This window comes from Desulfonatronum lacustre DSM 10312, assembly GCF_000519265.1.
Classification (GTDB): domain Bacteria; phylum Desulfobacterota; class Desulfovibrionia; order Desulfovibrionales; family Desulfonatronaceae; genus Desulfonatronum; species Desulfonatronum lacustre.
This window is the reverse complement of record NZ_KI912608.1, coordinates 2,019,374-2,045,927: the sequence shown is the minus strand read 5'-3', so window position 1 is coordinate 2,045,927 and position 26,554 is coordinate 2,019,374. Positions and strand designations below refer to the sequence as shown.

The following is a 26,554-nucleotide window of genomic DNA, read 5'->3' as shown; positions in this document are numbered from 1 at the left end:
ACGGTGATGATCAAGGCCGTGGAGGAAGCGATCAAGCCCAGGGTTCAGATCATGAAGCGGTCCAGTCGGCGGGCCAGGGCTTCGTTGGCCTCGGCTCCGCGAGGCCGTCCCAAAAGCCGTTCCAGGTCCCCCGAAGCACCGGTCCGTTCCGGGCCAGGACGGCCAGCAGAAGGCGGGCGGCGGTGGTGCCGAGGATCGGGAGCCAGGGGAAAGGGGCGTGGGTGCGCAGAAAGCGGATCAGGCCGCGACGGTACCAGTAGGCCTGGGTGAAGCTGCCCGCGCCGACGCTGGCCGAACCGCGATGCAGGACCACGGCTCGTTCCTCCACGGCAAGGGTCCAGTTATGACGCCGGATGCGGAAGCAAAATTCCGTGTCCTCGAAATAAAAGAAATAACCGGGGTCCAGCAGGCCGCATTGTTCCAGGCAGTCGCGGCGCAGGAACATGCTGGCGCCGCACAGATAGTCCGGGGGGCGTCCATGCGGTGCGGGCAACGGCATGCCCAGCCGGAGAGAAAAGCGATGCCCTCCCCGAAGCTGGACGATCTCCGGGTTCTCCGCTTCCATGATCAACGCGCCTAAAGCTCCGACGCGGGGGGCGGCGTTCGCGGCTTGAACCAGGGCCTCCATGGCGTCGGCCCGGGGCTGGGTGTCGTTGTTCAGCAGCCAGATGAAATCCGCCGTCTGGTGGTCCAGGGCATGGCGCATTCCGGCGTTGTTGCCGCCGGCAAAGCCCAGGTTTTCGCCGGTCTCCAGGATGGTCAGGTCGGGAAATTCCCGGCGCAGTCGGATGACCGAGTCGTCCGTGGAACCGTTGTCCACCACCATGACGTCAAAGTCGGCATACGTGCTTTGAAGAACGGAACGAACGCAGGCCGCAGTGTCCGACCATCCGTTCCAGTTCAGAACGATCACCACGACATGGAGGGAGGGCATCAATCCACCGCCTCAATGCGGATGCGGTGCAGCAGGACGCCGAGATCGGCGTCGAAACCGCGGATGTCGTATTGCGCCGGATCGTAGGGATCATGGGTGGTCAGAACGTACTGGCCGGTGCGATCCTCCGGGGAGTCGGCGTTTCGTGGGCGGCGCAGGAGGCCCGAGACCCCGGTGTGGGTGTTCTCCACCCGCAATTCCAGGGCCGGTCCGGGCCAGGGCGGGGTGATGGTGACCACTTGGTGGGCTTGGTCGTCGCGTCGGGCCGCCCCGGCGACCATCTCGATCCGCACGGCTTCTCCGGGAGCGGGTAGCGGGCCTATGACCGCCGAACCTTCACGAGTCCAACGTGCTGGTAAACGATCGCCGTTCGGAGCCGACAAAGGGATGTCCGGCCTGCCCCAAGGCCCGCGCAAGGCTAGCGGCCCTCGATCCAGAATCTTGTCCAGCTTGAGAAGGGGGGATGCGTTCTGAATCGGACGGGCCTCAAGGACGGTCATGGACAGAGGATGTTGGGCGACCTGGGCGGGGAATGCTCGTCGGGCGCGTAGGCGGGGCAGATCCTGTCGGATGGTCAGCGATTCCACAAGAATTACACCTTGTTCCAGTCCTGGATTGGCAAAGGCCGAGACCCAGCGGACCGGTTCGCTGGCAGCGGCCTTTTCGGCCCAGAGCAGCACCTGTTCGCGGGCTTCGTCGGTGAGGCGGTTGGAGAGCGGCAAGGCCCCAACTTGGCCCAGTGCGGCCAGGGGAGAACCATATTGATGGTAGTCGTAGAAGGTCAGCCCGTCTTGTGTCGCTTCGTCCAGCATCCGGATCGCCGCATCCGCGCCGGATTCGGCCCGGAGCAGGTAGAAGGGGGAGTGCAGAGTAAACATGACGGCGGCAATGGCGGCCAGCCCGCCGGGGATGAGCGTGTTTGTTCGCCACTGGTGTCCATGAGCATGAAGCACGTCGCGCCAGACGGCCAGGGACGCGACGATGAAGGGAAACAGGACCGGCAGCAGACGGCGCTGGCTCCAGAGGCCAAAGGGCTCAATGCCCTTGAGGTAGAGATAGACCGAGGCCAGGGCCACGGTGGCCACCAGGAGGACCCGGGGGCGGGGGCGAACGGCCGGCAGGAACGAGGCCAGAATGGTGGCGGCCGCGATGAACCCGTAGGGCGTGGTCAGCACGGACCAGAGGTCGGCCAGCCCTTCGGCAGTCGCGGCTGTCGTCTGCTCCGACAGCAGGAGCAAGCCCGTGGGGATCATGGCCGCGCAGAGGCGAAGGGCATGGGCCGTCCAGCCTGGAGAGAACAGTAGGTCGTGGAGTCGGGAGCGGCCTCGCGGCGTCAGGAGCAGGCCCGCGGCTGCCAAGCCGGTCGCGGCGATCAGAAGCAGCAGGAAGAACAACGTGCTGCCCTGGGCCGCGCCCAGCATCCACCGTGGGTTGAAGATGTCCCCGTAGGGACGGGTCACCCATTGGGTCACTATGACCAAGGGAGTCAGCCCGAGGGCGAAACAGCCCCCCGCCGCCAGGACTCGGAGATTTTGGATCGTGGGGAATCCGATGATCAACAGCAGAAAGACGGCTCCGGACCAGGGCAGGATCACGGGGTGAAAACAGGCGGCCAAGCCGAGCACAAAGGCGCTGAGACATAGTGAAGCCGACGAAGGCGGGTGGCCTGAAGTGCGAAAAATTGAAGCGTGGCGGCCAGAGGATGGGGGGCTTTGATCCCGCAACCAGTTCAGGACCACCGGAAAAACCAGGAGCAAGGCCGCCCATTCCGGATAATATCCCCGAGCGAACCAGGGAATCAGCGGCAGGCCGGCGATCAGTCCCAGGGCGGCGACCAGTCCCGGCAAACCGGTCTTGGACGCCATGAACGCACCGGCCAGGATGAAGAAGAGCAGGGTCAGGGAAGGGAGAAAGTAGTCAACCGCTTTTCCGGGGATGATATGATCGAACCCCAAGGCGGCATAGGTGAGAAAAGGATAGAACCAAGGGCGATAGGTACAGCTATCCAGGTCGTCCAGTTGAAAGGAGCGGTCCCGGGTCATGCGCAGGTGCGGGGCGGGGATGTACAGGAAGGAGGTTCGCAGTTCAGGCAGGACGCGAGTCAAGGTCTGGTCCACGCCGATCAGGTCGCGGCCATGCGTCGGAGCATGGGTCATCAGGCGGATGGCCGAGCTGTCCAGACCGATAAAGGTTTCCTGGTGTGGGCGAAGGAAAAGCAGGGCCCCCAGAAGGGCGTAGATCAAGACGCAGATCTCGAGGTTTTTTAAGCTGGTCATGTGAGGCTGGAAAATTGGTTTCGGGAGCTGAGACGCGGTGGGGTCATATTGACCACGCAATTCTTTCATAAACCGCCGCCGTTTCTTCAGCGCAGCGCGCCCACGTATAGACTTGGGCCCGATGAAAACCAAGCACGGCTTGACTATGCCAGGACTCTGGCACGCTGAGCAGTCCGAAACAGGCTCGGGCAAAGTCTTCCGGCCGAGACGGGTCCGCGTAGATCGCCGCATCGGCGAACAGTTCTCGAAAGACCGGAATGTCGGAGCAGACCACCGGGGTGCCGCTGGACATGGCTTCCAGCGCGGGCAGGCCAAAGCTTTCGTAGGTTGATGGAAAAATCAGCAGGCGCGCCTTGCGGAGGTAATCGGGCAATCGTTCATGGGGGACCGGGGGCTCCACCGTTATATGGGATGTGATGCTCAGGGATTGTCCGAGGGCCAGGGCGCGTCGCTGTTCCTCGGCATCCAGCCCCACGAGGCGGAGCTTGGGACGCGATCTCAGGGATGCTTGGTCCAGCAAGGCGTATAGGTGGGGCATCATCCGGGGCAGCAGGTCGATGTTCTTGTGATGGTACGGGCGACCGAACCAGATCAGGTCTCCGTCCGGCCTGGGCTGTCCGAGCAGCGGTTCGGGACAGGTAAAGTCCGGCGAGCGGCCATGATGCACCGTGGTACAGCGACGGGCATCCAAAGGGACATGGCGGAGAAAGACGGTCCGATCCGCGTCCGAGACGGTGATCACGTGGCCGTGATCGATCTTTGGCAGTCGTCGCTGGAGAATGCGCCGGTAGACGCGCTCAGGGAGACTGACCGATCCGGGCATCACGAAGTTCGTCGTGTCGTGAATCGTGACCACGAAGGGCGTCCGGCAGGCCCAGGGAAAACCGGAATAGGGAAAGTGAACCAGGTCGATGTCATGACGCCGCAACAGTCCTGGGAAAGCATACTGTTCCCAGAGCAGACGATGGTTGCGGCAAGCGGGGTCCACGGTGGCGCGGACGAGTCTGAGGCCGCAATTTTCCAGAGCCGGGTCAATGGTTTGTCCGGTGAAGACGAGCACCTCGTGACGGCGAAGGGCGTGGTGAAACGCCGGGCATCGCAGAAGTTGGCGGATATAGGTTTCCGCTCCTCCGGTCCGATGCGGCTCCAAAGCCACCGCGCTGATGCCGATGCGGGCCATGATGTCGTCCGGGGCTACGCGGGGCTTCGCGATGGATTTCGCGTTTGCTGGTTTCGCCTCCAGGCCATCAAGGCGTAGATGCCCACGATACCCCATCTGACCCCGTGGTGGACAAGGGTTTGGGGGGCCAGGGGGCCGGCGTCCCGGGCAACGGCCTGGAGTTCTTCCCGGAACTGAATCTGGAAGCCGGAGCCGCTGATGGAATCGGGACGCCAACGGAAGTCCGCCAGGGGCGGGCCGGGGACGCGGGCCGCGTCGCCATGACGCCGGAGGCGCAAAGTGAAGTCGTAGTCAAAGGCCGCTGTGAGATCTTCACGAAGTGGCCCGGCCTGGTCCAGGGCACGGCGGCGAAAGAACATGGACGGTTGGGAGATATAGTTGATGCACTGGATGGTGAAGCGGCTGGAGAGGGGAAAGAAGCATTCCTTGAAGCGGGTGATGGGCCGGCGGATTTCCCGGTTTTGCTCGTCGATGATCCGGCAGGAGCCGAAGCACAGGGCCGCCTTTGGGTTTGCGTCCATCACCTTCAGGACCCGGGCGAGCGTGTTCGGGTGATAGACATCGTCGGCGTTGAGCCAGGCCAGAATTTCCCCTCGGGCCAGACGCAGCCCCTTGTTGATCGCCGAGGCGGGCCCCTGATCCGGTTCGGAGATCACCAGGTCGATCAGATTCCGGTAGCGCTCAATGATCTTCATTGAGCCGTCCGTGCTGGCTCCGTCCAGGACGATGTACTCCAGGTCGACGCCGTCATTGCGCTGGGCCAGGACGCTCCGGATGGCTTGGTCCAGAAAGCGCTCCCCGTTCTTGTTCGGGGTGATGATGGTGATGCGGGGCATGGGGGGGCGATGGGCTAGGGGCGATAGGCGATGGGGGCTTGAGTGTGTGGGGCGGGAAGGCGCGGGTTATACGGTATGGGGCGGAGCCGGTGACGGCATGGCTACTTTAAGATGGTGATGATCAGGGCCGTGGACGAGGCGACCAAGCCCAGGGACCAGATCATGAAGCGGTCCAGGCGGCGGGTCAGGGCTTCAAAGCGCTTGTCCACCTGCTCGAAGCGCTTATCCATCTGCTCAAAACGTTTTTCTATTTGCTCAAAGCGCTTGTCGATCTGCTCGAAACGTTTTTCCACCTGCTCGAAGCGGCTGTCCATGTACTTCTGCATTTCCTCGAAGCGCAGGTTGATCTGTTCCAGGAGCAGCCGGGTCAGGGCTTCGTGGGAGCGCTGGGCCTCCTCGACACGGACGATCCGCTCGATGAGCGAGGCCTGGCCGGCGCGCTTCTCCTGGAGTTCCACGAAGGCGGCCAGGCTGTCCGCGACATGCTTGTCCAGCAGATCCCGAAAGGCTGGGCTGGAGAGGATTTCCCGGGTGATCTGATCCGATTGCATGGATGTATCCTCGGTTTGGCGTGCCCGACAGGCTTGTCCGATTCGCTTGCCTGATTTGCTTGTCTGGGCTCGCTACGGGACCAGCAACCCCGGGTTTCGTTCCCCGGTGGCGGCGAAGAGGCGGGCCAGGGTGAGTTGGTAGTCGGCCATGGCGTCGGTCAGGTCGGCTTCCCCGCGGGTCAGGCGGGCCTGGGCGTCCAGGACGTCCGTGTTGGTGCCGACCTGGGCCTGGAATCGGGCTTGGGCGATGCGAAAACCTTCTCGGGCTTCTTCCAGGGCCTTGTTGGCCACCGCGATGCGGGCCGCGGTTTCGTCCAGCTTGAGATGCAGGGATTTGACGGCAAAGGAGACTTCCAGGCGCAGGTTGGCCGTCTCTTCGCGCAACCGGAGGACGTTTTGGCGGGACTGTTCCGTTGCGTAGCGGGTCCGGCCCCAGTCGAAGGCCTGCCAGCGCATATTGACGCCGGCGGTCCACCAGGGATCGGGCCGTGAGTCGGTACCGGAAACAGTGGGGTCAGTCCCGCGGCTGTACAGATCCAGGTCCGCGGAGACTTGGGGATAGAGGTCACTGGCCGTGATTTCAACGTCCTTGTCCGCGATCTCCTCGGCCTTGAGGGCCAGGATGATATCCGGGCGCAGCCGGTACGCGGTTTCCAGGGATTCCTCGAATTGGGGCGCATAGGGCACATAGGTGAGTTCGCCGACGTAGTCCGTTTCGGTGGACAGGTCCAGATTGAGCAGGGTGTTCAGCCGGGCGATCTGGGTGGCCACGGCGTTTTGGGCGATGAGCAAGTCCTGTTCGGCCCGGGCCAGGTCCACCTCGGCCTGGAGCACGTCGAACTTGGGCCGCAGTCCGACGTCGAAAAAAGCCTGAGCGTTTTGCAACTGGGACTGCAGGCGGGTGACCGAGTCCTGGGCGCTGCGGACGTTCTCCCTGGCCTTGAGCAACTCCAGAAATTGTTCCTGAATGAGCAGGATCAGGTTCAGCTCGATGTTCTCCACTTCGACCTGGGTTCGTTCCACGGTCAATTGGGCTTTTTGGTGCGTGTTCAGCAGTCGCCAGCCGGTGAACACGGGCTGGCTGAGGTTGATGTTCAGGGTCCAGGTGTCCTTGTCTCCGCCAGCTAAGGGCTTGTCATCGTAGCCAAAGCCATAGTTGGCTGAGAAAGTGGGGTAAAAAGCGGACTTGGCCGACATTTCCCCGAACTCCGCTCCGCGGAGGGCGGCGCGAACCGCGGCCATCCGTGGATTGGCCCGCAAACCTTGCCGGACGGCCTGTTCCAGAGTGAAGGCGTTGGGAACGAGGACGTCCGAGGAAATTGCGTCGGGGGAAATCGCGTCCGGAGCGCCGGCTGGTTCCATGGCTTGGCCCGGGGTCGGGGAAGCGACGAAAAACAAGGCGGACAAGAAAAATAAGAAAAAAGACGGAAAAAACGATTGCATTTTCATGGACAAGCTCTTTTGATTTTTTACCGGCTTGAGGTTACACATTCGCGTCCTTCGCGACATCCCTCCGACTATCCTAGTCGAGAGGCATCGGTCAATAATCGTCCGTCGCCCCAAGCGTCGTCAACTTCGCAACCATAAACGAGCAAGCATACGTCATGTTCCGAGCCTGGATACGGTCAAAACGATCCGAATTCGTCCGAGACATTCTGCGCGACTTTTGCCTGAGTCAGCAGGTTCTGGAGAACCAGTTCAGGATGTTTGACGCCGAGGAACGCCTGGACTTCGAGGTTCTGCGGGAAGTGTTGGGCGTGGAGATGAACAAGGGGCTGCTCTGGCGATTGAAAGACACCGCGCATCATCTGTTTCGCACGGACCGGGACGCGGACGTCCACGGTCAGTTGCTGGGGTGGTGTCTGGGATATATTTTTCATGAAACCATGAAACTGAAGGAAGACGCCTACCAACGAGAGATCTACGGAGGACGGTTTCTGGAGTTTCGACAGATCGGGCTGCGTCCGGAAGAGCGGGGCATCGTCGGGGAGCTCTCCAAGGTGGTCGACCAAACCCGGGAAAGCATGCGCCGCGAGGTGGCCAGGATTCGGTTTATTATCTCGTCCAGTCGGCAACTGTTTATTCGCTACTTGCCGGAGCACGGGGACAACGCCTTGTTGGCCCGTCTGCTCTATGACCAGAACAGCCTGGTACGCATGGCTTTTGCCCAGGACTACCAAGCTTTGATCTCTGCCCTGTATGGAGGTCGTCCCGAAAAAATGTACCACCTCGCCGCGCAAAGTCTCATGCTGGGGGGCTGGGAGCGGGAAGCGGTCCGGGCCGAGGAAGAGGGGCTGGCTCTCGTTGGGGGGAAGGAGTCCGTCACCGGCGGCGATGACGAACGAAGCGAAAGACCGTTGGAGGTACAACCATGACCGGGGCGAGGCGATTGGCCATGAATAATGATGACGTATTGCGACGCGATTTTGAACGGTTGGAAACGTACGTGGCCGAGGGCGACGCGTTGCGGGAAGCCTTTTTCTCCGCGCAGGGGGAAGAGGTGGTGCGGCTGGCGCATGTTCTGGCCGGGGCCTTGGCCCGGGGAGGCAAGATTCTGCTTTGCGGCAACGGCGGCAGCGCCGCGGACGCCCAACACCTGGCCGCGGAATTCGTGAACCGGTTTCTCATCGACCGTCGTCCGCTTCCAGCCCTGGCCCTGACCACGGACACCTCCATCCTGACGGCGGTGGGCAACGATTTCGGCTTCGATCTGGTCTTTGCCAAACAAGTACAGGCTCTGGGCCGGGAAGGCGACGTGCTGCTGGGGCTGTCCACCTCCGGCAACAGTCCGAACGTGGTCGCGGCCCTGGAAGCCGGTCGGGCCTTGGGCATGATCACCATCGGTCTGACCGGCGAGGGAGGCGGCGCGATGCGGGGGCTGTGCGATTATCTGCTGGCCGTGCCCTCGCGTCGGACGCCGCTTATTCAGGAGATTCACATCACGGTGGGGCACTTGTTGTGCTTGGTGACGGATGAAATTTTGTTTGGGGAAGGGTAACGGTTCGTTGCGTAAAATATTGCTTGAGCAACTCGACTTTTGAGCCGAAATCGAAATCGAAATCGGGATCGAAATCGAGAAATTCAGTGAAATTACTCAAGCACTCGGAGAACTCGCCTGGACCCCGGCCTGCGCCGGGTGACTTTGCGGGAAGGGCTTGCTGTTATCAGTCATTCCGGCGAAGGCCGGAATCCAGGTCTTTTTTTGTGGTCTTCGATTGCCCGGACAAATTGTGCATACATTCAAGTGTGTCATGGTTCGATTACGATTTCGATCTCGATTTGGATTTCGATTCGTGCTGCCTTGGGTGTACGCATCATAAATGGAACGGGAATCCGAATAAGCTCGATATCAAAGACGCCGGGCGAGAACAAAGCGTCCATCAAGGAGAGAATATGCCGATTTATGAATATCTGTGCGATGATTGCGAGAAAGAGTTCGAGGAACTGGTCTTTGGAGACCCTAAAGTGATTTGTCCGCATTGCGGATCAGCCAGGACCGGCAAGCTGATGTCCCGGTGCCGGCATAAATCCGGCGGCGGGGGCGACGCCGTAGGTTCGGCGGCACCGGCAAGTTCCGGTTCCGGCTCATCCTGTTCCGGGTGCTCGGCGTCCAGTTGCGCCGGGTGCCATTGAGATGGGCATGGCCATGTTGGAACGCATCACCATCGCGACCCGGGGCAGCAAGCTGGCTTTGTGGCAGGCGGAGCACGTCAAGAGCCGGTTGCTGGAGCGCTATCCCGGGCTGGAAGTGGAACTGCTGCTCATCAAAACCATGGGCGACAAGATTCAGGACGTGCCCCTGGCCAAGGTCGGCGGCAAGGGGTTGTTCGTGAAGGAAATCGAAGAGGCCCTGCTTGACGGACGGGCCGACCTGGCCGTGCACAGCATGAAGGACGTCCCGGCCGAACTGCCGGAAGGGCTGGTCCTGGGGGTCATCCCGGAACGGGAAAACATGACCGACGCCCTGTTGTCCGTGCAGTACGACGGGTTGGACGGTCTGCCCGAGGGCGCCCGGGTGGGCACCAGCAGCCTGCGTCGGCGCTGCCAGCTTCTGGCGCTGCGTCCGGACCTGAAAATCCTGAACCTGCGCGGCAATCTGGATACCCGGGTGAACAAGCTGCTGGCTGGGGACTACGACGCCATCATCGTGGCCCAGGCCGGGATGAACCGCCTCGGGCTCAGTGTTCCCAAGTCCACGCCGTTGGGGCCGCCGCTGTTCCTGCCCGCCGTGGGCCAGGGGGCGTTGGGTCTGGAATACGCCCAGGACCGCGAGGACTTGGTGGAACTTTTGGGTTTTTTGAACCATCCGGACACCCACTGCTGCGTCCGCGCGGAACGGGCTTTTCTGGCCACCCTGGAGGGCGGATGCCAAGTGCCCATTGGCGGGTACGCCCACGTCAGCGCCCCGAACCGGATCACCCTGCGCGGGCTCGTGGCCGATGTGGACGGGAAGACCCTGATTATCGAGGAGGCCACGGACAAGCCCCGGGACGCCGAAGAACTGGGCCGCCGGGTGGCCCAGGCGATTCTGGATCGCGGGGGGCGGGAGATTTTGGCCGAGGTGTATGGGGCGTGATGGGAAATGCTCCAGCGACACTCGTCACCCCGGCGTAGGCCGGGGTCCAGGTGTTTTGGTGGGCTTCAGTTGCCCGGAGTTGCTGAGTAGTTACCTCCGCCTGCTGTTTACGAGAAAGTGCCGCTGTCGTCTCCGGCTTTCCTGGCTTCAAGCTTGCTGACCCTGGCCGCGAGATTTTCGAGCAGAGTATTTTGGAGGTTGCCTTGATCCAGCTTGTGCTGGATGTGTACCAGCGGATGCAGATGATTGACCGGCCCGACGCCTCGGCCCAGGGGATATGCGGTGCGGATGGCTTCGTGGATGTAGTCCACGGCGTGGCCCACGGCGGTTTCCAGGTCCAGGCCGCGGCCCAGGCCCGCGGCGATGGCCGCGGAGAGGGTGCAGCCCGTGCCGTGGGTGTTCTGGTTGGACAGCCGGGGGTGCTGGAAGGCGCGCGGCTTTTGGCCGGGTATGGCCAGCCAGTCCGTGAGGATGTCGCCGGAGAAGTGGCCGCCCTTGAGCAGCACGGCTTTGGGGCCCAGGGCCAGCAGGCGTTCCAGGGCCTCGGGGACGTCCGTCTCGTCGGCAATGGTCATCCGGGCCAGCAGTTCCGCTTCCGGGCGGTTGGGGGTGATCAGGTCGGCCAGGGGCAGGAAGACCGTCTTCAGGGTTTCCACGGCCTCGGGCAGGAGCAGGTTGTGGCCGCTTTTGCTCACGCAGACCGGGTCCACCACCAGAGGAAAGGATTTGTTGTTCAGTTCCCGGGCCAGGGCGCGGATCAGGTCCGCGGAAAAGAGCATTCCGGTCTTGGCCGCGGCAATGGGCAGGTCGTCCAGAACCGAACGAAGCTGCTGGACCACGAAGGCTTCCGGCAAGGGCAGGATGTCCTGAACGCCCTGGGTGTTCTGGGCCGTGAGCGCGGTGAGCACCGAGGCTCCGTAGCCGCCCAGCACGGTGAAGGTTTTCAGGTCGGCCTGGATGCCGGCACCGCCGCTGGAGTCGGAACCGGCGATGGTCAGGAGGCAGGGCGGGATGGACATGGAATGAACCTCTTGTGTGTACGTGGTTGGGGCGACTGATGGGATTCGCGGTGCCGCGTGGCGGCGTCGGGTATTTCGCGCCCGAGGGATTTCTGCCGGAGCTGCTGCGGGAACTGGGCGCGGTGGAAGGTGTCTTGGGACGCTTGGCGCTGTGCGTCGCGCCGCTTGCTCATCCGGTGGCTGTTCGTCCGATCACTGTTTTTCCGGCCACTGCTCTTCCGGCCACTGTTCTTCCGGCCTGGGCGCAAAATATCTGGCACGATCTTCGGGTGATCCCCTTCACGTCCATAGCCCAGGCCGCCACCGCGCTCAAGGGGTTGGGGCCGCGCTGGGCCTTGTACGACGAACACCTGCCGCGCCGGGGTCGGGCCCGCTTGATCCAGCAACGGCTACGCGGCCCCTCTTCCCGGCCCCTGGTCTTCGGCGACCCGTTGCCCAAGCACCCGCTTGGTTCCTGGACCTTGCTCGACGACACCACCCTGCTGGCCTCGCCCCGTTGCTCCAGCCCCTTCGCCCACGGCGAGGCGCTGTTCGTGGAGGACAAGACCGGCCCGCCGAGCCGGGCCTATCTGAAGCTGTGGGAAGTGTTCACCCTGCTGGACCGGCGTCCCCGGCCGGGTCAGCTCTGCCTGGACCTGGGCTCCAGCCCCGGCGGATGGACCTGGGTGCTGCACGAGTTGGGCGCACGGGTGATCAGCGTGGACAAGGCCCCGCTGGATGCCCGACTGGCCGGACTACCGGGGATCACCTTTCGGGCTGAAAGCGCCTTTGCCCAGGACCCACAAGCCTTTGGCCCGGTGGACTGGCTGTTTTCGGACGTGGTCTGCTATCCCGAGCGCCTGCTGGCCATGGTCCGCCGCTGGCTGGACGCCGGGACGGTCCGGAACATGGTCTGCACCATCAAGTTCCAGGGAGAGACGGACTTCCAGGTCGTCGACCAGTTCCGGTCCATCCCCCACTCCCGCCTCCTGCATCTCGCGCACAACAAGCACGAATTGACCTGGGTGTGCATAGTCTGAACCTCGCCCATGGCCCATAGCCCATAGCCCATAGCCCATAGCCCCATCACCCATTCATCATCTCCATGATCCGGTGCGCCAAATTCGTGTACCGTGTCCGGGCCGTGGCGTTTTTCAGGCCGATGGCCAGGGCTTTCTTGCCGCCCAGGATCACCGCCAAGCGTCTGGCCCGGGTCAGGCCGGTGTAGATCAGGTTGCGCTGCAGGAGCAGGAAGTGCTGGGTGAGCAGGGGCATGACCACGGCCGGATATTCGCTGCCCTGGGATTTGTGCACGCTCACGGCGTAGGCCAGGTTTAGTTCGTCCATTTCGGTCAGTTCGTAGGTCACGTCCCGGCCGTCGAATGCCACCACGGCCTGGCCTTCTTCCATATCCACCGAGGCGATCCAGCCCAGGTCGCCGTTGAACACGTCCTTGTCGTAGTTGTTGCGCGTCTGGAGCACCCGGTCCCCCACGCGCAGCTTGCGAAAGCCCACGGCGAACTCTCGTCCGCCGGGGTTGAGCCGCTGCTGGAGCAGGGCGTTCAACTGCTGGGTGCCCACCTCGCCCTTGTGCATGGGCGTGAGCACCTGGATGTCCTGGCGCGGATCCAGACCGTAGCCCGCCGGGATGCGCTCGCAGACCATCCGTAGAATCATGTCCTGGACCCGTGTCGCGTCGTCCTGTTCAATCCAGAAAAAATCGGCCTCCGGCGCGGCCTTGGGCGAGTGGAGCGGAAACCGGCCCTGGTTGATGCGGTGGGCGTTGACTACGATCATGCTTTCCTGGGCCTGGCGGTAGATGTGGGTCAGCTCCGTGCTGGGCAGGGCGCCGCTTTGGAGCAGGTCGCCCAGGACGTTGCCCGGTCCCACCGAGGGAAGCTGGTTCACGTCCCCCACCAGAACGAGGCGTGCTGTCATGGGCAAGGCCCGGAGCACGGCCAGGAAAAGGTGGCAGTCCAGCATGGAGGCCTCGTCCACCACCAGCATGCCGGCCTTGAGCATTTTCGTGTCGTTGATGGCGAAGCCCCCGTCCGGCGCGTACTGGAGGAGGCGGTGCAGGGTGGAGGCCGGGGTGCGGGTGGCCTCGGAGAGGCGCTTGGCGGCCCGGCCCGTGGGCGCGGCCAGCTTGACCGTGATGCCCAGCTCGGCAATGGCTTCGACCACGAACCGGGTGATGGTGGTCTTGCCCGTGCCCGGGCCGCCGGTGAGGATGAAGACCTTGTTCAGACAGGCGTCCTCCACGGCCTGGCGCTGCTGCGGCGAGAGGGTGATCCGGTGCCGGGCCTCCAGCTGCTTGAGCACGACGCGCAGTTTCTTGGCGTCCAGGCCCGTGGGGTGCTCGATCAGGGCTTGCAGGCGTTGGGCGATTTCCTTTTCCCAGCGGTGAAAATGGCCCAGGTAGACCACCGTGCCCAGTCCCTGGGCCGGGAGTTCCTCCAGGATCACCCGCTTGCGCTCCTTGAGTACCTCCAGTGCCCCGTAAAGGCTTTCCGTCGGCGTACCGCCGAGCAGAGCCGAGGTTTTTTCCAGCAGTTCGTCCAGTGGCGCGAAAAGATGCCCGGATTCGCTGAACTGGAAGAGCACGAAAATCAGGGCCGCTTCCAATCGCTCCCGGCAGTCCGGGGCAAACCCCAGTTTCAGAGCGATGACGTCCGCGGTCTTGAAACCGATGCCGTGGACCTCGTAGGCCAGATCATACGGGTTCTCGCGCACCTTGTGCAGGGCCTGGGGGCCGTAATGGCGATGGATGCGGGCGGCCAGGGCCGGGGAGACGTCGTGTTCCTGGAGAAAAAGGATCAGGGCCCGGACATGATGCTGCTCTTCCCAGGACTGGACGATTTTTTTCAACTTGGACGGACCGATGCCGTCCACCCGCAGGAGCTGGTCCGGGTCCGTGTCGATGATGTCCAGGGTCTTGTCCTTGAACTGCTTGATCAGCCGCTCGGCCAGGGTCGGGCCTACGCCCTTGAGTTGCCCGGAGGCCAGATAGCGACGAATGGCGTTGACCCCGGCCGGAAGCAGCGGCTCGGCCGTTTCGATCTGGAACTGTCGTCCGTACTTGGGATGCTCCTTCCACCGGCCGGAGAGGTTGAGCGTCTCTCCGGGTTTGACCTGGACCACGTTGCCCACCGCGGTTATAATCCCCGGTTCGTTCCGGACCTTGATCCGGAGCACGGCGTAGCCGTTCTCCGGGTTGAAGAAGGTCACGCCGTTGACCTCGGCATTCAGGGTGACGGAGGAAGGCGGGTCCGCGGATCGCGGATTTTGGGTCGCGGAGTCAGTCATGATCGGCTGCTTTGGAGGCTGGGTTGACTTCGGATCGGTTCCCCATACACTCGGAGTAAAGGGGGCGTTTATGCTGGAAGTTCATATCGATGATCGTGATACACAGATTTTTCAATTGATGCAGGCCGCGTTGGCTGGAGAACACGTCCTGCTTTTCAGCTCCGGCAAGCCCCTTGTCCGGCTCACCCCGCTTTCGGAACCCGCTCATCGCACCACGGGCTATCACTCCTTGGACATTTCAGCCGATGAACTTGACGCGGCTTTCTCCTCCGAGGTGGAAGAAGAGGTCGCGGCCCTGTTCAATCCTCACGCTGGAAACGCTTCATGACGGCGAAGCTTTTGCTGGATACGCACATCGTTCTCTGGTGGCTTGCCGGGCATCCTCGGTTGAGCGCTTCCGGGTGCAAGCAGATCAAGGAAGCGACATGCTTGGTCAGTGTCGCCTCCATTTGGGAAGTCGGGATCAAATACAAGCTGGGCAAGCTCCATGTCGCGCCTCGTCTGTTGTTGGCGTCGGTTCGAGAAGCCCGGATGATTGTGTTACCCGTCTCCGCCGACCATGCAGCTACAACCGTCGATTTGCCTCTTCTTCATAATGATCCGTTTGACCGTCTCTTGATCGCCCAAGCCCGCTACGAGGACGTCGCCCTTTTGACGGCGGACGAGCATGTCGGCGCGTATGGCGATCCCGTTTGCATGCTTTGCTGATCATTCGGCCGTTCGAGCCGTTCAATTTCCCGTCAACTTGTATTTCTTCAGCTTGTACTGCAACAGGCTCTTGGAGATGCCGAGCATGTCCGCGGTTTTGACCTGGACGAAGTTGGTGTGGACCAGGGCGCGGCGGATCAGGGCGGCTTCGATTTTTTCCAGGGTGTCGGCCAGGTTCAGACGGGCCGGGAGCAGGTCCACGGCGCTTTTGAACTGGGCCTCCTCGTCCTTGATCTCGGGCGGCAGGTCGTCCGCCCGGATCATCTCGTCCCCGGCCATGACCACGCAGCGCTCCACCACGTTCTCCAGTTGCCGGACGTTGCCCGGCCATTCGTAGGCCGTGAGATAGTCGATGGCGTCCGCGGTGAAGCCTTTGACGTGCCCGGCATTTTCCTCGGAGAATTTTTTCAGAAAATGGGCCGCCAGCAGCGGGATGTCCTCCCGGCGCTCCCGCAGAGACGGCAGGGGGATCTGGACCACGTTCAGGCGGTAGAAGAGGTCCTCGCGGAACGCCCCGGACTGGATCGAGGCCTGCAAGTCCTTGTTGGTGGCCGTGACGATCCGGATGTCCACGCTGATGAGCTCGGATCCGCCCACCCGCTCGAAGCTGCGCTCCTGGAGCACGCGCAGGAGCTTGACCTGCAAATCCTGGGACAATTCGCCGATTTCATCCAAAAACAGCGTGCCCCCGTGGGCCAGTTCAAAGCGGCCGCGCTTGCGGGCCACGGCTCCGGTGAAGGAGCCTTTTTCATGGCCGAACAGCTCGCTTTCCAGGACTCCGGGGTTCAGGGCCATGCAGTTTACGGAAATGAACGGCCCTTTTTTGCGCGGGGAGGTGAAATGGATGGCCTTGGCGATGAGTTCCTTGCCGGTCCCGGATTCCCCGGTGATCAGGACCGTGCTCTTGCTGGGCGCGGCCCGGTCGACCATGTCCAGAACCCGCCGCATGGCCTTGCTCCGACCAATGATCTGGTGCACGCCGTAGCGTTGCTCCAGGTTCTCGGAAAGCAGGCTGTAGCGGCGCTGAGCTTGGGCCAGTTGCGCGGCCTTGCGCACGGAGAGAGTTATTTCATCGTTGGCAAAGGGCTTGGTGATGTAGTCGAAGGCTCCGTGACGCATGGCCACCACCGCGGTATCGATGGACCCGTAGGCGGTCATGATCAGCACCGGAATGTGCGGGTAGTTTTTCTGAACGTGGGCCAGCACGTCCTGGCCGGACATCTTGGGCATCTTCATGTCCGTGATGATCACGTCCACTTCGGATTCCTCCAGATAGGCCAAGGCCAGTTCCGGGTCCTGGAGAGCGGTGACGGTGTAGCCTTCGTCGCCGAGCAGGGTTTCCAGCAGCAGCAGATAGTTTTGTTCGTCGTCGAGTACGAGAACGTGGTTGGACATGTCAGCTCTCCCCTTCTGGAAAAAACATTCGGACTTCCGCGCCGCCCTGGGGATGGTTGGCCAGTTCGAGCCGGGCGTCATGGCTGCGCAGGATGCTGTTGACGATGGACAGGCCGAGCCCCGTACCTTTTTCCTTGGTGGTGAAGAAGGGGTCCAGGATTTTGTCCGTGAGCTGCACAGGGATCCCGGGTCCGGTGTCCCGGATGGTCAGCGTGACGCCCGCGGAATCTTTTTGCGTGGAAATATGGATGGCCCCGGGGCCGTTCATGGCTTGCAGGGCGTTGGCCAGGATGTTGTAGACGGCTCGGTAGAGCAAGTCCTTGTCACCCATGACCGCCAGCCCGGCGGTGTCGGTTCGGTGGACCTCCACGCCTTTTTCGGCCATCTCGTGTTCCCAGAAGGCCAGGACCTGGTCCAGGACATGGGACAGGTCGACATTGGTCTTGTTCGGGGCCTTGGGCCGGGCATAGTCCAGAAAGTCGTTCACGGTCTGGGAGAGTCGCAGGGACTCGTCGAAAATCGCCTTGAGCAGGCGGGTTTGCTGCGGATCTCCCGCTCCCTCGCGGTTTTGGGAGCGCTTCATGAGCAGTTCGGCCGTGCTGCGGATGATGCCCAGGGGGTTGCGGATCTCGTGGGCGATGCTGGCCACGGTCCGTCCCATGCTGGCTAGCTTTTCATTCTGGTGCAGTTCCCTCTCCAAACGCTCCTTTTCTTCAGCCCGCTTGGCAATGGTCCCGGCGGCCCGGCGAATGATCAGGTAGAGCACGGAGAAGAGCACCAGGGACGAGGCGAAGGAGGCGGCCAGGATCATAAGCTGAAACAGGAGCACGGCTTCGTAGTCGTCGGTGATGTCCTGGGTGAATTCCAGTGCGCCCATGATCGGCCCCGGCCCGGTCACCGGGTCGAACCCGCGCTCGGCCCGCAAAGGGTAGATGGTCCGCAGAACGAAGCTTTCCGGGGCCAGTTCGAGGGAGAACATGGCCCACCAGGAAGAGACGCGGCTGACCAGCTCAAAACTGGAAACGCCCGGGTCCAGGGCTTGCCGCACGGCCTTGCCCGCGGCCTCGGTCTTGCCCACCAAATCCTGATTGGTGGAGTAGGCGATTTGGTGGTCGAAGTCGTAGATGCGGACTTCCAGGACGTGGAAGCTGTGGATCGTGGACAACACGATCTGGTCCAGCCGCTCGTACTGGGCCGGATTGCGCAGCTCGATCCGACCAAAGCCGATCACCGTGGGCAGGGTGAAGCGCTGGAAAATCTGATGGTTCAGGTTTTCGGCCAACAGAATGGCGAACTCCTGGTTCTTTTCCAGCATGGTCTGGCGGGCGGAGTTGGCGATGAACACGGACAGCAGCAGGTTCACCGCCAGGATCAGGACCAGCGAACTCCATGACAGGAATTTGACGGGCTGAAACGGCCTGGGGCCGAAGGTGATCTTGGTTTTCAAGGGTGATTACGCGTCCAGCAGGGCGTTCCGGACCAGGTCCAGGGCCGTGACCAGGGTTTCATCGTCCAGGGCGTAGGAGAAGCGCACGCAGCGATCGTCGCCAAAAGCGACTCCAGGGACCAGGGCCACGCCGGCCCGCTCCAGGATGTACGTGCACAAGGCCGCGGAATCGTTTCGGTCCTTGGTGAACAGGGCGTCCAGCCGAGGGAACAGGTAGAAGGCCCCGTCCGGCTTGGGGCAGACCACCCCGGGCCAGGAGGCGATCTTCTCCAGGGCCAGATCCCGGCGGCGCTGGAATGCGACGCGCATCTCCCGGAGGCTGTCCATGGGGCCGGTCAGGGCGGCCAGGGCGGCCTTCTGGGTGATGGAGCAGACGTTGGACGTGCTTTGACCCTGGATGCGAACCATGGCCTTGATCAGGTCCGGGTGGGCCAGGACGTAGCCGATCCGCCAGCCGGTCATGGCCATGGACTTGGACAGACCGTTGACCACCGCGACCTTGTCCGGAAATTTGACCCACCAGGAGACCGCGCTGCTGGGGCGGGCCGGCGGATAGACCAGTTGGTCGTAGATTTCATCGGAGATCACGAAGATGTCCCGCTCCAGGGCCCAGCCGATCAGGGCGTCCAGTTCGTCCTGGGAATAGTGGCAGCCCGTGGGGTTGGAGGGGGAATTGAGCAGGAGTACTCTGGCGCCTTGGGGGGCGTGGCGCTCCAGGTCTTCCGGGGTGATCAGAAAGCGCCGCTCCGGCGTGGAGGGGATGATGGTCGGCTTGCCTTCGGCCAGCAGAACCATGGGCGGATAACTGACCCAGTAGGGCGCGGGAATCAGCACCGAATCGCCGGGCTCCAGCAAGGCCTGGAACAGGTTGTACAGGGCATGCTTGCCGCCGTTGCAGATCATGGTCGCCTCGGCGGGCAGCTCGTCCTGGCCGGCGATCCCGGCGAAGTAGCCGGCCACGGTCTTGCGCAGGGCCGGAATGCCGGGTACCGGGGTGTAGCGGGTGAACCCCTCGTCCAGGGCATCCTTGGCCGCTTGGCGGACATGCTCGGGGGTGGGAAAGTCCGGTTCGCCGACGGCCAGGCTGATGATCTTTTTTCCTTGGGCCGTCAGTTCCTGAGCCTTGGCGTTCACGGCCAGGGTGGCCGACGGTGGAATGGAGCGAATTTTTTTGGCGATATGCATGGGTTCTCCTGAAAAATGAAATTGACGGACGGCGATGGTCCGGTAGTAAGCCGTGAACCACGGTTTTGTAACTCCAAAGGTCGGCCCAGCACAAGGCCCGCCGGGCTGTTTTTCAGCTCGCGTATTGACCAGCGCGGGTGAACAATTCAAGGTGGGCGTTTTGAAAGGAGTCAGGAGTCAGGAGTCAGGAGTCAGGAGTCAGGAGTCAGGAGTCAGGAGTCAGGAGTCAGGAGTCAGGAGTAAAACGAAGGCGGATGGGGGATGAATGTGACGACGGGATTGGATGCCCATGAGAGCGAGGAGTGTGCGGCGGATTTGCATGAGCGGTATGCGCGAACCCGGCGAATGGTCGCCGAACTCGCCGTCCGCCATGGCCGAAAACCGGAGGAGGTCCGGATCGTCGCCGTGTCCAAGTATCAGCCCGCGGCTGCCGTGGCGACCCTGGCCGAAGCGGGGCAGCGCGACTTCGGCGAAAACTACGTCCAAGAGGCCCTGGCCAAGCAGCGGGAAATCCGTCGTCCGGATTTGCGATGGCACTTTTTGGGCAGGTTGCAACGCAATAAGGCCAAGTACCTGCCCGGAAACTTTATTCTGTTTCATGGTCTCGACAATGCGGTGTTGGCTTTGGATTTGCATGAAAGATTTCAAGCCAAAAGCCAAGTGCTGGATGTCCTTATTCAGGTGAACCTCGGAGACGAGCGGCAAAAAGGCGGGATAGCTCCGGAAGAGCTTTCGAACCTGGTGGAGCATGTCGGCGGGTTGTCCGGATTGGCTTTGCGCGGCTTGATGGCACTGCCGCCCTTTGAATTGGATTTGGCGCATAAGCAGCGCCTCTTCAGTGAACTTAGGAAGCTGCGGGATGCTGTACGGCGGCAGACCGGGCTCGCGTTACCGGAGCTTTCCATGGGCACGACGGATGATTTTCCCCAGGCCATTGCCGAAGGGGCGACCATGGTGCGGATCGGGACGCGGATTTTCGGCGAGCGCCCGACGCGGGTTGCGTCGTGACCAGGGAACGCGAAAAAAGTAAAAATCTAAAACGTGGGCGCGGCCTGGCCGTTTGGGGCCGCGTGAGGTAAAAGGAATTGAGGGTCCCTTATGGATCTGGCGACGATCATCGGGGTAGTGCTTTCTTTTGGGCTGGTTATTTCCGCGATCATGATGGGCAGCAGCCTGTTCGTGTTCGTGTCGATTCCTTCGCTCCTGATCGTGGTCGGCGGGACCATCGGGGCGACCCTGGTCCACTACCCGCTGGGCCATATTCTCGGCGTGACCGGCGTGGTCAAGAACTGCTTTTTCAATCAATTGCCCAAGCCCGGCGACACCATCGGCCAGTTTCTGGACTATGCCAACCGGGCGCGCAAGGAGGGGATTCTTTCCCTGGAGCCCCTGCTCAAGGAGATCGACGACGCTTATCTCCGCAAGGCCATGCAGCTCACGGTGGACGGGGTGGAGCCGCAGATGATTCAGGACATCATGGAAACGGAAATCGCCTACCTGCAGGAACGCCATGAGACCGGGGCGGACATTTTCGCGGCCATGGGCATGTACGCGCCGGCCCTGGGGATGATCGGCACGGTCATCGGGCTGGTCCAGATGCTGCAAAGCATGGACGACCCGTCGGCCATCGGGCCGGCCATGGCCGTGGCCTTGATCACCACGTTCTACGGCGCGGTTTTGGCCAACCTGGTCTTCAACCCTCTTTCCGGCAAACTGAAAACCCGCAGCAAAGAGGAAGTGCTGCTCCGGGAATTGGCCCTGGAGGGCATTTTGTCCATTTCCCGAGGAGAAAACCCCAGGATCATCGAAGAAAAATTGAACGGTTTTCTGCCTCCCAAAGTGCGCACCCAGTCGGACTGATGCCGAGCTGGACCGGATATTTCCATGGGCAAGAAGCGGGAAAAAAAGAAGGCCGCACCGCAAACTCCCGGTTGGCTGCTGACCTTCACGGGTTTGATGATCCTGATCATGGCATTTTTCGTCTACCTGGTGACCAACGCCTCCTTGATGGATGAGCGCAGGATTCGACTGGCTCTCGGTTCGTTACTGGGCACGTTCGGGATGACTCAGGCCAAGCCGGACGTCCTGGGCGTCCAGGAAAGTTTGGAATCCGCCCATCCCGGGCCGATTCCCCCGGATCGGGATCTGGCCGCGCTCAAGGAACTGCTCTGGGACGACATCGAGGAGGACTTGCAGTTCGTCAGCAACCGGTTCGTGCAGATTTTCAGCGTGAATACGGCGGTCTTGTTTCCCTCCGGAGAAACGGACCTATCGCCCGGGGGCAGAGCGTTTTTGCGACAGGTGGTTCCGGTGCTGCGCGTGGTCGAGGCTCCCGTGCAGATCGCCGGGCATACCTCGGTGTTGCGGGATGAGTTCGAGGCGATCTACCAGACGGCGATGTCTGACGAAGTTCCGGATCCTTCCTGGACCTTGTCCTTGTTCCGGGCGATGAGCGTGTACCGTTTTCTTTTGGAGCAAGGCGTTCCCGTGGAAAACCTGCGCATGGAAGGACTGGGGCGGTTCCAGCCGCGGGAAAGCCCGCAAACGCCGCAAGGACGTCGCGCCAACAGAAGGGTGGACTTTATTCTGGATCGACGCAACGAAACCTGGACGCCGCGCTTGGCCCGACCGGATGCGAGCACCATGCCGGAGGAATATATTTACAGGGACTTTATTTTCCGGTTTCCCGATGCGCCGGACAACTCCCCGCGACCTTAGCAGTCCGTTGAAAAACTCCCAATTGCTGCGTCGCCGCATAAAGTTCAAACTCTCACGTATCAATAAATACGCTTTGACCTTGATTCGATTGCCAGGACGGCAATCGAAAATGTGGCGCAGCCACAGCCCGGAGGGGCCGGACACAGGACGTGTCCGGATAGCTTTTCTTGCTTCTTGCACTTGGGATTTTTGAACGGACTGCCGATAAAGGCTTTTCAACACTCAGCTAGCTGAACGAGCCGGGACGGAGCGACCGTGGGCAAAAAGAAGAAAAAGGGCGGCGGGGTCAGCGTCGATCCCATGGGTTGGCTGATCACGTTTTCCGACCTGATCACCCTGCTCTTGACCTTTTTCGTCCTGCTGCTCAGCATGTCCTCCATGGATCGACAGGTGGTCATGGATGCCGCGACCTTTTTCAGAGGGGATATGGGCGTTCTTTCCAAACAGACGGCCGGACGGATTCCCACTAGGGTGGAAGAGGTGATGAAGCTTTTGGAACGTCCCTGGGAGTTCCGGGACAGTGAACAGCGCATCCGCGACCTGCTTTTTCCGGACGATGTCCTGCCGCGGGAAATTCCAAGATCCACGTTGGATGAGAATTTGAAACTTCTGGAACGTCCCGAGGGAGTGGCCATTCTGCTGACGGACGAATTGCTTTTCCCCTTGGGTGGCCATGAATTGACCGATCCGGCCAAAAGGCTTTTGGAAGTACTGGCCCCGTTGGTTCTGTACGTGCACAATGTCGTCAATGTTTCCGGGCACACGGACAGTTTGCCGGGGAGAACCATGGACAACGACACCCTGTCCGCCCTGCGGGCCATGGCCGTGCTGGAAGTTTTGCTGCTTTCCGGGGTTCCGGATGCCAAACTGTCCGTTTCCGCCTACGCCGAGCGCATGCCGGTGGGGGATAATCGGATCCCGGAAGGACGGGCCTTGAATCGCCGGGTGGAAATTCTCTTCAAGAACGCATTGTAACAGATCAGATGAGCGTGAAGACGGCTCCGCGGTTCTTTGTGTTCCGCAAACCGTCTCGACGAGGTGATGCATGGCGAAAAAAGATGCTCTTCCGGTGGACGAGGAAAAGAAAAAGGGAGCGAAGGTGAAGTGGATCGTTTTGCTGCTGGTTTTGCTGCTGCTGGCCGGTGGCGGGGGAGCTGCCTACTGGTTTTTGATGGGACCCGGAGCCGTTTCCGAGGACGGTGCCCTGGAACAGGAAGGGGATCAAGCAGGCCTGCAGGGGGCTCGGACGGAATTCGTTCCGGAGATCGTGACCCTGGATACGTTCGTCGTCAACCTGGCTGATCCGCTGGGCAGGCGGTTCCTGCGCATGACCCTGGACGTGGAAGTGCTGAACAGGGCCGCCATCGCCGACGTGCAACGCAATAACTCCCGGATTCGTGACGCGGTGATTCTCCTGTTGGCCGGCAAGTCCTTCGCCGACCTGGCCAGCATGGAAGGAAAAATCACCTTGAAAAACCAGATCGTGGAGCGACTGAACCAGATCGTCGGGGGCGGCAGGGTGACCAACGTGTATTTCACGGAGTTCGTGGTCCAGTGAACCGAGGCGAGGCCCAGGGATCTAAGAAACGTTTTCCGCACGGATGATCGACATATGAACAAAATACTGTCCCAGGACGAAGTCGACTCTCTCTTGCGAGGGCTGACCGGCGGGGAACTCGAGACCGAATCCGCGGATGTCGACGATGATACGGGGGTCATCTCTTTTGACCTGGCCAATCAGGACCGAATTATCCGCGGGCGAATGCCGGTAATGGAGATCGTCAACGATCGTTTCGCCCGCTTGTCTTCCAATGCTTTGGCCAACACCATGCGCAAGAAGGTCGACGTCAACCCGGTGTCCATCGATATGTCCAAGTTCGGGGACTTCATGCGCTCCTTGCCCGTTCCCACGAGCATTAACATTTTCAAGATCGAGCCCTTGCGCGGTAATGCCATTCTGGTCGTGGACACCAGATTGGTTTTCGCCCTGGTGGAGAATTTTTTCGGCGGGCAAGGCACCCAGCCCAAGATCGAAGGCCGAGACTTCACCCCCATTGAGCAGTCGGTGATCGAGCGGGTCGTCAAGCTTTTTCTCAACGCCATGGAACAGGCCTGGACCCCGGTGCATGATGTACGCATTGAGCTTCAGCGCATGGAAATCAACCCCCAGTTCGCCAGCATTGTGCCGCCCAGCGACGTAGTCGTCGTGATTTCCATGGAAGTGGAACTGGAGAACGCCATCGGCTCCCTGGTGTTTTGCCTGCCGTACTCGACCATTGAGCCGATCCGTTCCAAGCTCTATGCTTCCTTCCAGTCCGAGCGACTGGAGGTGGATCACGCTTGGCTTTCCCGGTTTAAGGAACGAATGATGGAAATCCCGGTGGAACTGGTGGTTCCTCTGGGCCGGACTTCCATCACCGGACGGCAGTTGCTGAATCTGGATATCGGTGACATTTTGTTGTTGGATACGGACACGGACCAGCATTTGGAAGTGAAAATTCACGGAGTGGACAAGTTCTATTGCCAGCCCGGCTTCGTCAAGGCGAACAGGGCGATCCAGGTGGTCAAGGAAGCGGAAGTTCGATACTGACCATGCTTCAATCGACGATCAACAATCACCAGCGAGCCGGAAGCGGCCGCTGAGACTGAAACGAGGTCCCGCATGAGCGACGAGTCAATGGACCAGGATAAACTGGCTGAAGAGTGGGCCAAGGCCCTGGAAGATATGGACGAGGGCGGAGAGCCGGAAGATCCGTTCGAGGCGGCCACCAAAGCCGCCGCCCAGGCCGGGAAAGAAAGTGAAAGCCAGGAGGATATGGCGGACGAATGGGCCAAGGCCCTGGCCATGGAAGAGGAGACCCAGCTGAAGAAGGAGAAACAGCAGAAGTCCTTCGCTGCCAAGACCGAGGATCCCAAGTTCAAGGATTTGACGTCGGACGCCAAGAGCCCCAAGGAGAAGACCAAGCGGGACCTGGACTTCATCCTGGACATCCCGCTGGATGTTTCCGCCGAACTGGGGCGGACCAAGCTGTTGATCAACGAGCTGCTCCAACTCGGGCAGGGTTCCGTGGTGGAGTTGAACAAGCTGGCCGGCGAACCTTTGGAAATTTTCGTCAACGGCAAGCTGGTGGCCCGGGGCGAGGCCGTGGTGATCAACGAAAAATTCGGGGTGCGATTGACGGACATCATCAGCCCCATCGAGAGGGTGAAACAACTTGCCTGATCCAGTCGAACCGTCCGTCGCGGCCCCGACCTGGGACTTCGGCTTCGCGGCGTTGAAAATGGTCGGGGGCCTGTTTCTGGTCCTGGCCCTGCTGTTCGTGGTTCTCCACCTGCTTAAACGGTACGGGCACAAGGCCGGGTTGACCCGCCAGCTTCCAGCGGACCTCAAGCTGGTGGGCCAGATGGCCCTGGGGCCGCGCAAGAGCGTGGTGGTGGTCCGGTATTTGAATAAGGACATGGTGCTGGGAGTGACCGATACTTCCATAACGCTGCTCACGGAGACGCACCATGACCACCAACAAGCCGACTTTTCCAAGCATCTGGAGCAATCCAGGACCACAGGCGGTTAGGCTCGGCTTTGCCGCCCTGATACTTCTGCCCCTGCTGTCCGGCCTCGCCGCCGCCCAGACCGGGGCTCCGGCCCTGAACCTGACCTTGAGCGGCGGGGCCAGCGAGCCGGACAACGTTTCCATCGCCCTGGAAATCCTTTTCCTACTCACCGTCCTTTCCGTGGCCCCGGCCATCCTGCTCACGGCCACCTGCTTCACCCGCATCGTCATCGTTTTTTCCTTTATCCGTCAGGCCATGGGCACGCAGCAGATGCCGCCCAATCAGGTCCTGGCCAGTCTGGCCATTTTTTTGACGTTCGTGATCATGATGCCCGTCGGCAAAGAGATCAACGACACGGCGCTCCAGCCATATTTAACCGAGGATATCGGTTTTCAAGAAGCGCTGACCCGGGCCGAACAACCCATGCGGGCCTTCCTGTTCAAGCACACCCGTGAAAAAGACCTCTCGCTGTTCTACTCCATCACCCAAATGGATCGCCCGTCCAACCGAGACGAGGTGCCGACCATCATCCTGGTTCCCGCCTTCGTGATCAGCGAATTGAAAACCGCCTTCCAGATGGGCTTTTTGATCTACATCCCGTTCCTGATCCTGGACATGGTCGTGGCCAGCATCCTGCTGTCCATGGGCATGATGATGCTGCCCCCGGTGATGATCTCCCTGCCGTTCAAACTGCTGCTGTTCGTGATGGTGGATGGTTGGAATCTGCTGATCTTTTCGCTGGTGAACGGCTTTGCGTGATTGGGGCTGAAGACAGGAGTCAGGATTCAGAAGTCAGGTGACAGTGACGGGGAATTTGACTTTTAAATCGATGTGTTACATTTCAGGCCCCTGGCCCCTGGCCCCTGGCCCCTGGCCCCTAGCCCCTAGCCCC

General features: G+C 61.4%; 27 protein-coding genes. 16 read left to right on the top strand and 11 right to left on the bottom strand.

The annotated features are described in order from the left end of the window. Positions 1-49: 49 nt before the first annotated feature. The 6 genes from DESLA_RS19785 to DESLA_RS19775 form a co-directional block, all read right to left on the bottom strand. On the bottom strand, positions 50-934 hold the full coding sequence (locus tag DESLA_RS19785) for a glycosyltransferase family 2 protein (RefSeq protein ID WP_051434557.1): 885 nt from the start codon (positions 932-934) through the stop codon (positions 50-52). Beyond that, positions 934-3,210: a hypothetical protein gene (locus DESLA_RS0109630; RefSeq protein WP_028572285.1), complete on the bottom strand. Its 2,277-nt coding sequence runs from the start codon at positions 3,208-3,210 to the stop codon at positions 934-936. Before DESLA_RS0109630 ends, DESLA_RS19785 begins: the two co-directional genes overlap by 1 nt. A gap of 43 nt (positions 3,211-3,253) precedes the next feature. Then, entirely contained in the window at positions 3,254-4,390 is a 1,137-nt protein-coding gene (locus DESLA_RS0109625) for a glycosyltransferase family 4 protein (RefSeq protein ID WP_028572284.1), read from the bottom strand. A 14-nt stretch (positions 4,391-4,404) separates the two neighbouring features. Continuing rightward, positions 4,405-5,226: a glycosyltransferase family 2 protein gene (locus DESLA_RS19780; protein WP_051434556.1), complete on the bottom strand. Its 822-nt coding sequence runs from the start codon at positions 5,224-5,226 to the stop codon at positions 4,405-4,407. Between the two features lie 101 nt (positions 5,227-5,327). Beyond that, positions 5,328-5,777, bottom strand: coding sequence for a hypothetical protein (locus tag DESLA_RS0109615; protein WP_028572283.1), 450 nt, complete (start codon positions 5,775-5,777; stop codon positions 5,328-5,330). Positions 5,778-5,849: 72 nt separating this feature from the next. After that, the gene (locus DESLA_RS19775; RefSeq protein WP_169732616.1) at positions 5,850-7,226 is read right to left on the bottom strand and encodes a TolC family protein; all 1,377 of its coding nucleotides are present in this window, start codon (positions 7,224-7,226) and stop codon (positions 5,850-5,852) included. Between the two features lie 155 nt (positions 7,227-7,381). On the opposite strand from DESLA_RS19775, the gene DESLA_RS19770 reads away from it, so the two are divergent. The 4 genes from DESLA_RS19770 (at position 7,382) to hemC (ending at position 10,353) form a co-directional block, all read left to right on the top strand. Then, positions 7,382-8,152, top strand: coding sequence for a hypothetical protein (locus tag DESLA_RS19770; protein WP_035261645.1), 771 nt, complete (start codon positions 7,382-7,384; stop codon positions 8,150-8,152). A gap of 20 nt (positions 8,153-8,172) precedes the next feature. Next, positions 8,173-8,775 carry a D-sedoheptulose 7-phosphate isomerase gene (locus DESLA_RS0109600; protein WP_051434878.1) on the top strand — a complete coding sequence of 201 codons (603 nt, stop codon included), beginning with the start codon at positions 8,173-8,175 and terminating at the stop codon, positions 8,773-8,775. Between the two features lie 395 nt (positions 8,776-9,170). Then, entirely contained in the window at positions 9,171-9,410 is a 240-nt protein-coding gene (locus DESLA_RS22420) for an FmdB family zinc ribbon protein (RefSeq protein WP_084031997.1), read from the top strand. A gap of 13 nt (positions 9,411-9,423) precedes the next feature. Continuing rightward, a complete protein-coding gene (hemC, locus tag DESLA_RS0109590; RefSeq protein WP_435050756.1) occupies positions 9,424-10,353 on the top strand; it encodes a hydroxymethylbilane synthase in 930 nt (309 codons plus the stop codon). Positions 10,354-10,460: 107 nt separating this feature from the next. On the opposite strand, the gene thiD is transcribed toward hemC, so the two are convergent. Next, complete coding sequence (thiD, locus tag DESLA_RS19765) at positions 10,461-11,372, bottom strand: bifunctional hydroxymethylpyrimidine kinase/phosphomethylpyrimidine kinase (RefSeq protein ID WP_084031996.1); 912 nt, start codon at positions 11,370-11,372, stop codon at positions 10,461-10,463. A gap of 38 nt (positions 11,373-11,410) precedes the next feature. On the opposite strand from thiD, the gene DESLA_RS0109580 reads away from it, so the two are divergent. Next, entirely contained in the window at positions 11,411-12,391 is a 981-nt protein-coding gene (locus DESLA_RS0109580; RefSeq protein ID WP_028572279.1) for an SAM-dependent methyltransferase, read from the top strand. A 46-nt stretch (positions 12,392-12,437) separates the two neighbouring features. On the opposite strand, the gene recD2 is transcribed toward DESLA_RS0109580, so the two are convergent. Next, entirely contained in the window at positions 12,438-14,657 is a 2,220-nt protein-coding gene (gene recD2, locus DESLA_RS0109575) for an SF1B family DNA helicase RecD2 (protein ID WP_051434554.1), read from the bottom strand. A 70-nt stretch (positions 14,658-14,727) separates the two neighbouring features. Here recD2 and DESLA_RS19760 point away from each other — a divergent pair, with 70 nt between their 5' ends. Then, complete coding sequence (locus DESLA_RS19760; RefSeq protein ID WP_156932917.1) at positions 14,728-14,985, top strand: hypothetical protein; 258 nt, start codon at positions 14,728-14,730, stop codon at positions 14,983-14,985. Next, on the top strand, positions 14,982-15,365 hold the full coding sequence (locus tag DESLA_RS0109565; RefSeq protein ID WP_028572277.1) for a type II toxin-antitoxin system VapC family toxin: 384 nt from the start codon (positions 14,982-14,984) through the stop codon (positions 15,363-15,365). Before DESLA_RS19760 ends, DESLA_RS0109565 begins: the two co-directional genes overlap by 4 nt. A 21-nt stretch (positions 15,366-15,386) precedes the next feature. On the opposite strand, the gene DESLA_RS0109560 is transcribed toward DESLA_RS0109565, so the two are convergent. The 3 genes from DESLA_RS0109560 to DESLA_RS0109550 are packed head-to-tail and all read right to left on the bottom strand — an operon-like array spanning position 15,387 to position 19,392. Further along, complete coding sequence (locus tag DESLA_RS0109560) at positions 15,387-16,760, bottom strand: sigma-54-dependent transcriptional regulator (protein WP_028572276.1); 1,374 nt, start codon at positions 16,758-16,760, stop codon at positions 15,387-15,389. 1 nt (position 16,761) lies between these two features. After that, positions 16,762-18,207 (bottom strand): ATP-binding protein, encoded by a 1,446-nt coding sequence (locus DESLA_RS0109555; RefSeq protein ID WP_051434553.1) that lies wholly within the window; start codon positions 18,205-18,207, stop codon positions 16,762-16,764. Between the two features lie 6 nt (positions 18,208-18,213). Next, positions 18,214-19,392, bottom strand: coding sequence for a pyridoxal phosphate-dependent aminotransferase (locus DESLA_RS0109550; protein WP_028572274.1), 1,179 nt, complete (start codon positions 19,390-19,392; stop codon positions 18,214-18,216). A gap of 261 nt (positions 19,393-19,653) precedes the next feature. Between DESLA_RS0109550 and DESLA_RS0109545 the strand changes: the two genes are divergently transcribed. The 9 genes from DESLA_RS0109545 to fliP all read left to right on the top strand — a co-directional run bounded on the left by DESLA_RS0109545 (position 19,654) and on the right by fliP (position 26,421). Then, positions 19,654-20,400, top strand: a complete 747-nt coding sequence (locus DESLA_RS0109545; protein WP_051434552.1) for a YggS family pyridoxal phosphate-dependent enzyme — start codon at positions 19,654-19,656, stop codon at positions 20,398-20,400. 90 nt (positions 20,401-20,490) lie between these two features. Next, the gene (locus DESLA_RS0109540; protein WP_028572272.1) at positions 20,491-21,252 is read left to right on the top strand and encodes a motility protein A; all 762 of its coding nucleotides are present in this window, start codon (positions 20,491-20,493) and stop codon (positions 21,250-21,252) included. Positions 21,253-21,276: 24 nt separating this feature from the next. Beyond that, positions 21,277-22,110: an OmpA/MotB family protein gene (locus tag DESLA_RS19755; RefSeq protein WP_051434551.1), complete on the top strand. Its 834-nt coding sequence runs from the start codon at positions 21,277-21,279 to the stop codon at positions 22,108-22,110. Positions 22,111-22,365: 255 nt separating this feature from the next. Continuing rightward, positions 22,366-23,085, top strand: a complete 720-nt coding sequence (locus DESLA_RS0109530) for an OmpA/MotB family protein (RefSeq protein ID WP_028572271.1) — start codon at positions 22,366-22,368, stop codon at positions 23,083-23,085. A 70-nt stretch (positions 23,086-23,155) separates the two neighbouring features. Next, positions 23,156-23,668, top strand: coding sequence for a flagellar basal body-associated FliL family protein (locus tag DESLA_RS0109525; protein WP_028572270.1), 513 nt, complete (start codon positions 23,156-23,158; stop codon positions 23,666-23,668). A 54-nt stretch (positions 23,669-23,722) separates the two neighbouring features. Continuing rightward, on the top strand, positions 23,723-24,700 hold the full coding sequence (gene fliM, locus DESLA_RS0109520; RefSeq protein ID WP_028572269.1) for a flagellar motor switch protein FliM: 978 nt from the start codon (positions 23,723-23,725) through the stop codon (positions 24,698-24,700). A gap of 72 nt (positions 24,701-24,772) precedes the next feature. Further along, positions 24,773-25,333 (top strand): flagellar motor switch protein FliN, encoded by a 561-nt coding sequence (fliN, locus tag DESLA_RS0109515; RefSeq protein WP_028572268.1) that lies wholly within the window; start codon positions 24,773-24,775, stop codon positions 25,331-25,333. Next, entirely contained in the window at positions 25,326-25,682 is a 357-nt protein-coding gene (gene fliO, locus DESLA_RS19750) for a flagellar biosynthetic protein FliO (RefSeq protein ID WP_051434550.1), read from the top strand. The genes fliN and fliO overlap by 8 nt, the downstream gene beginning before the upstream one ends. Next, the gene (gene fliP, locus DESLA_RS0109505) at positions 25,621-26,421 is read left to right on the top strand and encodes a flagellar type III secretion system pore protein FliP (RefSeq protein ID WP_084031995.1); all 801 of its coding nucleotides are present in this window, start codon (positions 25,621-25,623) and stop codon (positions 26,419-26,421) included. Before fliO ends, fliP begins: the two co-directional genes overlap by 62 nt. The last annotated feature ends 133 nt before the right edge of the window (positions 26,422-26,554 follow it).

Coding starts and splice junctions, on each gene's coding strand:
- DESLA_RS19770 (WP_035261645.1), top strand. CDS start 7,382: ATGTTCCGAGCCTGGATACGGTCAAAACGATCCGAATTCGTCCGAGAC.
- DESLA_RS19775 (WP_169732616.1), bottom strand. CDS start 7,226: ATGAAAATGCAATCGTTTTTTCCGTCTTTTTTCTTATTTTTCTTGTCC.
- DESLA_RS19760 (WP_156932917.1), top strand. CDS start 14,728: ATGCTGGAAGTTCATATCGATGATCGTGATACACAGATTTTTCAATTG.
- fliN (WP_028572268.1), top strand. CDS start 24,773: ATGAGCGACGAGTCAATGGACCAGGATAAACTGGCTGAAGAGTGGGCC.
- DESLA_RS22420 (WP_084031997.1), top strand. CDS start 9,171: ATGCCGATTTATGAATATCTGTGCGATGATTGCGAGAAAGAGTTCGAG.
- DESLA_RS0109580 (WP_028572279.1), top strand. CDS start 11,411: ATGGGATTCGCGGTGCCGCGTGGCGGCGTCGGGTATTTCGCGCCCGAG.
- fliM (WP_028572269.1), top strand. CDS start 23,723: ATGAACAAAATACTGTCCCAGGACGAAGTCGACTCTCTCTTGCGAGGG.
- DESLA_RS0109560 (WP_028572276.1), bottom strand. CDS start 16,760: ATGTCCAACCACGTTCTCGTACTCGACGACGAACAAAACTATCTGCTG.
- thiD (WP_084031996.1), bottom strand. CDS start 11,372: ATGTCCATCCCGCCCTGCCTCCTGACCATCGCCGGTTCCGACTCCAGC.
- DESLA_RS0109565 (WP_028572277.1), top strand. CDS start 14,982: ATGACGGCGAAGCTTTTGCTGGATACGCACATCGTTCTCTGGTGGCTT.
- DESLA_RS0109630 (WP_028572285.1), bottom strand. CDS start 3,210: ATGACCAGCTTAAAAAACCTCGAGATCTGCGTCTTGATCTACGCCCTT.
- DESLA_RS19785 (WP_051434557.1), bottom strand. CDS start 934: ATGCCCTCCCTCCATGTCGTGGTGATCGTTCTGAACTGGAACGGATGG.
- DESLA_RS0109600 (WP_051434878.1), top strand. CDS start 8,173: ATGAATAATGATGACGTATTGCGACGCGATTTTGAACGGTTGGAAACG.
- recD2 (WP_051434554.1), bottom strand. CDS start 14,657: ATGACTGACTCCGCGACCCAAAATCCGCGATCCGCGGACCCGCCTTCC.
- hemC (WP_435050756.1), top strand. CDS start 9,424: ATGTTGGAACGCATCACCATCGCGACCCGGGGCAGCAAGCTGGCTTTG.
- DESLA_RS0109545 (WP_051434552.1), top strand. CDS start 19,654: ATGAATGTGACGACGGGATTGGATGCCCATGAGAGCGAGGAGTGTGCG.
- DESLA_RS0109550 (WP_028572274.1), bottom strand. CDS start 19,392: ATGCATATCGCCAAAAAAATTCGCTCCATTCCACCGTCGGCCACCCTG.
- DESLA_RS0109540 (WP_028572272.1), top strand. CDS start 20,491: ATGGATCTGGCGACGATCATCGGGGTAGTGCTTTCTTTTGGGCTGGTT.
- DESLA_RS19780 (WP_051434556.1), bottom strand. CDS start 5,226: ATGCCCCGCATCACCATCATCACCCCGAACAAGAACGGGGAGCGCTTT.
- DESLA_RS0109615 (WP_028572283.1), bottom strand. CDS start 5,777: ATGCAATCGGATCAGATCACCCGGGAAATCCTCTCCAGCCCAGCCTTT.
- fliP (WP_084031995.1), top strand. CDS start 25,621: ATGACCACCAACAAGCCGACTTTTCCAAGCATCTGGAGCAATCCAGGA.
- DESLA_RS19755 (WP_051434551.1), top strand. CDS start 21,277: ATGGGCAAGAAGCGGGAAAAAAAGAAGGCCGCACCGCAAACTCCCGGT.
- DESLA_RS0109525 (WP_028572270.1), top strand. CDS start 23,156: ATGGCGAAAAAAGATGCTCTTCCGGTGGACGAGGAAAAGAAAAAGGGA.
- DESLA_RS0109625 (WP_028572284.1), bottom strand. CDS start 4,390: ATGGCCCGCATCGGCATCAGCGCGGTGGCTTTGGAGCCGCATCGGACC.